Here is a 5,024-nt window from a genome sequence, read left to right on the forward strand (position 1 = left end):
AGAAGAAGTAGTCAGAAGAATCGTAAAAGTGATTTTCTACCCCTCGAAATGCCGAAAATCTTAGATTTTTGAACCATTACCACCTAAAAGCTGGTACTCCCTTAGTACCTGAAAAGGGTAAAACCAAAACCAGTCAAGACGCGTGATATTTAATCAGCAAGTCCTAGATAGATGACGAACTACTCCACCTAATTTATACAGCGGATTCCAACCTTGGTGAGGTACACCCGTCGCGGGCAAGATGCCCGCACTGGGAACGTTTAATTGTTAATATCTGTATTTTATATACTTGGCATCTACTGTATAGTTCAGGACTTACGCAAAGGCACTATATATAGAGTTTCGCTCAGTTACGCTGACGCTAACACACCCTACCAATAGTGTTCATGCGTAAGTCCTATAGTTAAAGATAGGGGAGGCAGGGAGTAGGGAGAATTTTTCGGTGGTGGTGCATTTTCATTGGTGGTGCATTGTAATTATTTTTGTAACGAGAACAGTGGGAGCATCTTACTCCCATACCAGGGATCTTAAGGAACGGGCAAGATGCCCATTCCACAAAACTATTAAAATCCCAAGCGCATTTATGCAACGCCAGTTTTCAAAATAGAGTTAATCACGGTAAATACTGTGTATACTTAAAAACTCTTTCTCATTCATTCAATTTCTTTAATTACACGACAGGGGTTTCCTACTGCAACAACATTTTCAGGAATATCTTTTGTCACCACACTTCCTGCCCCAATAACTGTATTATTTCCAATCTTTAAACCAGGAAGAATGATACAACCCCCTCCGATCCAAACATTATCCCCTATTTCAATGGGATAAGCCATCCCTTTACCTGCAATTCTTTCTGCCACATTTATTGGATGAGTAGCAGTATAAATTTGTACATAAGGACCTAACTTTACATTACTACCAATTTTAACAATATTGCAGTCAAGAATAACACAACCAAAGTTAGCATAAAAATTATCTCCAATTTGGATGTTATACCCGTAGTCACATCTAAAAGGAGATTCTATCCAACAATTTCGATCGGTTTGGAATAAATCTTTGATAATTTTGACCCTTTCTTCTTGAGTACCATCTGGAATATTATTCAATTGTTGACATAAACTTTTAGCTCTTTGTCTATCTTTTAGTAAGTCTTGATCAAAGCCATTATAATATTGCCCGTTTAGCATTTTTTGCTTTTCTGTCATTTGATTTTGGTTTGACTTCATAACAGGGATTAGTAATTAGGATTGAATAAGGAAAAAGGAAGAAGGAAAAAGTGGATATGCTGTAGTAAATCTTTAATCTGAATTATTGTTATTATGATTTAATTTAATTGCATTAACCAGACTTGAAAACAAAGTAAGCTATATAAATTTATTTTGGGAATAGCAAATATAATGCGTTCCAGAAATACCGAATAAAGACAATATCACAGAAAATATAATCATGGTCTCATCATTATCACTAAATTTTCAAGTCAAAGGAGAAGGTTTTCCCATTCTTTGCCTCCACGGACATCCAGGCTCGGGCCAATGTATGTCAGTCTTTACCAATTCCCTCTGCCAAAACTTTCAAACTATTGCTCCTGACTTAAGAGGTTATGGCAAAAGTTATACGAAAAAAGACTTTGAAATTACTCAACATTTAGTAGATTTAGAAACACTCCTAGACCAACTTCAGATTCCCAAATATTTTATATTAGGATGGTCGTTAGGTGGAATTATTGCGATGGAGTTAGCTCTAAAAAACCCAGAAAAAGTTGCAGGTCTGATTTTAATAGGTACCGCAGCAAGACCTAGAGGTAATCATCCACCGATTACTTGGCAGGATAATCTTTATACTGGTTTAGCGGGGATCATAAATTGGTTTATACCTGGATGGCAATGGAATATTGATACTTTTGGTAAGCGATCGCTATTTAGATATCTCATTCAACAACACACTCCTGCTACCTATAAATATTTAGCAACAGAAGCAGTTCCTGCCTATTTACGAACTTCTAAATTTGCCACTCGAGCATTAAATCAAGCTTTAAGAAGTGGCTATAACAAATTGAGCGAGCTGCCACAGATACAATGTCCTTGCTTAGTATTAGCTGGAGCTAGCGATCGCCATATTACACCTGAGTCCAGTCAAGAAACAGCTCTACATCTTAATTATGCACATTGGCAATGCTATCCTAACACCGCTCATCTTTTTCCTTGGGAGATTCCTCAGCAAGTGCTAACAGATATTAAAAAATGGATGCAGCTTCACCAAAAATATTAGAAATTCTTGTATAGCGCTACGCGCTAGGGAATAGGGAATAGGGAATAGGGAATAGGGAACAGCCAACTATCAAAGGATTTCAGGATTTATAAATTTCCTAACCTTAATGCGTAGTGCTATAAAATTGACATACTCTCCGGCCTAAAGGCGCGGAGATTCTCCTGAAACCAGGATTCTTGGTTTGCTGACGCAAGGCTACGCCAACAACGAGTCCACTTAAATTAAACACCTTGCGGCATCTAACCCAGAGATGGTTCTCACGCCTGCGCGTTTGCTCTATTCCAAGAGCCTGTGGACCTATGCCCTACGGTACAGTTCAAACCTTAAAAAAGCTTTGGTTCTCTGATACTTGTTGCTTAGAGCAATTCCTAAGTACAAGCATTCGGTGTACAAAACCCCATAACTCTAGGAGTCAAGGTGCAAACGCTACAAGGAACGGTAGCTATAGGTTTTTAGAGCGGTTTAATACCTTTCCGCTTTTTTAAGCATAACATAAAGTCCCCCTAAAAGGGGGAGGCTTTAAACCCAATTTTTCGGTAAATTCAAAGTCAAAAATCAGAAAAATTGATAATTTCCTATTTATAACTTATCGGCATTGCTGAAAACAGATATCAAGACTGAAATTAAAGTAAATCAAGAGTTATCAGGAAAGGTAGAGGGCAGGAGACGCTTATGCAGAAGGGAATTATGACTCCAGCATAGATGCCCTTCATTAATGGATAATTGATAATGGATAATTGATAATTACCTCGGGTTTTAACCGTTACGGAATTGAATATAAGGAGATATTATTTCTTTTCTCTTGGTCGATTGGATATGGTTAGGAAACCCATCCATCCGGAGACCGCTTTTTTCCCCTTAAAAGGGGAGGCTTCAAGGCGCGAATTATTTAATTATTAATAATTCGGTAACGAAGGGAACAAGGGTATAAAACCCGATCCAATTATTCCTTCTGCCATCTGCCCTCTGCCTTCCGCCTTCATTTATAATTTCCTTAAAAGGATAAGGCTCGGGGACTAAAAGCAGAATTTACTACTCTTGTATCGCTACTATTTTCCAATTCATCATAAATAGTTAACTCCACAGGTTTAGACTGTTCAATAAACACCTGAATACCCTGAGTACCTTCATCTTTTAAATCTTCTATATAACCAGCCTCAGCAGATCTTGCTTCTTCAGATGTCAAAAAAGGTCCAAAATAATAAGTGCAACGAGGGTTAGCAGTAAAAATTTTAACCCACCAATCCAGACTAGATAAGTTTAGTAAGTTTACCAATCTTTCTTTCATACTATGTTAATTATCGTTGTATTAGTAGTTGCTTTTGAAGTTACTGATTCTAACATTTGCCGATGTTTGTGACTTTAAGAGCAAAAGTTCTAAACAAACTATCAAGAAAAGTTTGAATCGATAACTAAACTATACAAATTATAAAGAGTATTTATTATAGCGAACTGGGAGTTTCAAAATCTATCTCGTTGGTAGTAACGAAGTAGCTTATAGAAAACTGTTTTACCCATGTTAAGCTATAGTTTTTCTCTCTATTTTGTTATACTACGCAATTTCTATTTTTTCAATGATATTTTGGTGGTTTTGCGTTGTAATGGTAGTCTATTTTAATTATTTTGCTTAAGGACAATGGTAGATCGTAATGGGAGCATCTTGCTCCCATAAAGCAGTGCTATTCATCCCCATCTACCATGACGCGAGGGGGACTATCAATGTTTTTTACTACATACGCAAACTTTTTGACCAGCGTTGTCTATGGATCTCATAAAGGGCCATGCCAGTTGCTACTGATACATTGAGACTAGGTGTATTTCCTGACATTGGTATAGATACTAAGGCATCACAATTTTTTTGGATGAGAAGGCTTAAACCCTCTGCTTCACTACCAATAACTAAAACAATAGCTCCTGTAAACTTTACGGTATGAATAAGATCCCCATTGTCAGCGACAGTACCATATATCCAAAATCCCTCTTTCTTCAATTCTTCCAAAGCACGACTCAGATTAATAACTCTGGCTACGGGAAAGTTTTCCAAAGCTCCTGCTGCAACTTTTGTTACAGTCGAAGTTATTCCTACCGCTCGTCTTTGTGGAATAATTAAACCTTGTACTCCCATAGCTTCTGCCGTTCTAATAATGGCTCCTAAATTATGGGGATCATTGAGACCATCAGCTACTAACAATATAGGTTGCTCAGTTTTAGATTTAGCTTGAAAAATTAGTTCGTCAAGCTCTTTATATTCGTAAGGAGATATTTGAGCAGCAATACCCTGATGATTTTTTCTGTGGGTAATTTGATCTAGGCGTCTATCGTCTACTTCATCTATGATTGTACCTCTAGCTTTAGCCTCATTCAGCAATGTATGAAACCTGGGATCATATCTTAGTGGCGGAATAACCCAGATGCGGTTTAAGGAACGCTCACTTTTGAGGGCTGCTTGTACAGTATGTCGTCCATAGATTAGATCGTCATCTTCCCTTGTATTTTCTGCACGATCGTTGCTTGAGTTCCTACTTTTGAGTTTAATTGATTTCTGTTTTTGGGGTTTGTCTTGAGAGTTAAATTTTGAAGGTTTTATCGGCATAGCTTATATCAAATCTAGTTTTATCAGGAAAGGCAGAGGGCAGGAAGCAGAAGGCCCTCGGTAATATTAAGTACTTGTGCAAAATTAATTTAACATCTGTAAGTAAGTAGGGTTTACTGATTAAATACCAAAGTATTGAACTATACTATTCCTGTTGGTGGTT

General features: G+C 37.4%; 4 protein-coding genes. 1 reads left to right on the forward strand and 3 read right to left on the reverse strand.

What is annotated here, in order from left to right:
- Positions 1–653: 653 nt before the first annotated feature.
- The gene (locus tag F6K54_RS40025) at positions 654–1,226 is read right to left on the reverse strand and encodes a sugar O-acetyltransferase (RefSeq protein ID WP_293089905.1); all 573 of its coding nucleotides are present in this window, start codon (positions 1,224–1,226) and stop codon (positions 654–656) included.
- A 220-nt stretch (positions 1,227–1,446) separates the two neighbouring features.
- On the opposite strand from F6K54_RS40025, the gene F6K54_RS40030 reads away from it, so the two are divergent.
- Positions 1,447–2,268, forward strand: coding sequence for an alpha/beta fold hydrolase (locus F6K54_RS40030; RefSeq protein ID WP_293089907.1), 822 nt, complete (start codon positions 1,447–1,449; stop codon positions 2,266–2,268).
- A 994-nt stretch (positions 2,269–3,262) separates the two neighbouring features.
- Here the strand turns inward: F6K54_RS40030 and F6K54_RS40035 are convergent.
- Together F6K54_RS40035 and rlmB are read right to left on the reverse strand one after the other, a co-directional pair.
- Complete coding sequence (locus tag F6K54_RS40035; protein ID WP_293089908.1) at positions 3,263–3,556, reverse strand: DUF1816 domain-containing protein; 294 nt, start codon at positions 3,554–3,556, stop codon at positions 3,263–3,265.
- A gap of 441 nt (positions 3,557–3,997) precedes the next feature.
- The gene (gene rlmB, locus F6K54_RS40040; RefSeq protein ID WP_293089910.1) at positions 3,998–4,861 is read right to left on the reverse strand and encodes a 23S rRNA (guanosine(2251)-2'-O)-methyltransferase RlmB; all 864 of its coding nucleotides are present in this window, start codon (positions 4,859–4,861) and stop codon (positions 3,998–4,000) included.
- Positions 4,862–5,024 lie beyond the last annotated feature (163 nt).

The sequence above is a fragment of the Okeania sp. SIO3B5 genome (assembly GCF_010692555.1).
GTDB lineage: Bacteria > Cyanobacteriota > Cyanobacteriia > Cyanobacteriales > Microcoleaceae > Okeania.

Bases quoted from the DNA above. Each gene is read 5' to 3' on its own strand.
- F6K54_RS40025 (WP_293089905.1), bottom strand. From the start codon at position 1,226: ATGAAGTCAAACCAAAATCAAATGACAGAAAAGCAAAAAATGCTAAAC.
- F6K54_RS40030 (WP_293089907.1), top strand. From the start codon at position 1,447: ATGGTCTCATCATTATCACTAAATTTTCAAGTCAAAGGAGAAGGTTTT.
- F6K54_RS40035 (WP_293089908.1), bottom strand. From the start codon at position 3,556: ATGAAAGAAAGATTGGTAAACTTACTAAACTTATCTAGTCTGGATTGG.
- rlmB (WP_293089910.1), bottom strand. From the start codon at position 4,861: ATGCCGATAAAACCTTCAAAATTTAACTCTCAAGACAAACCCCAAAAA.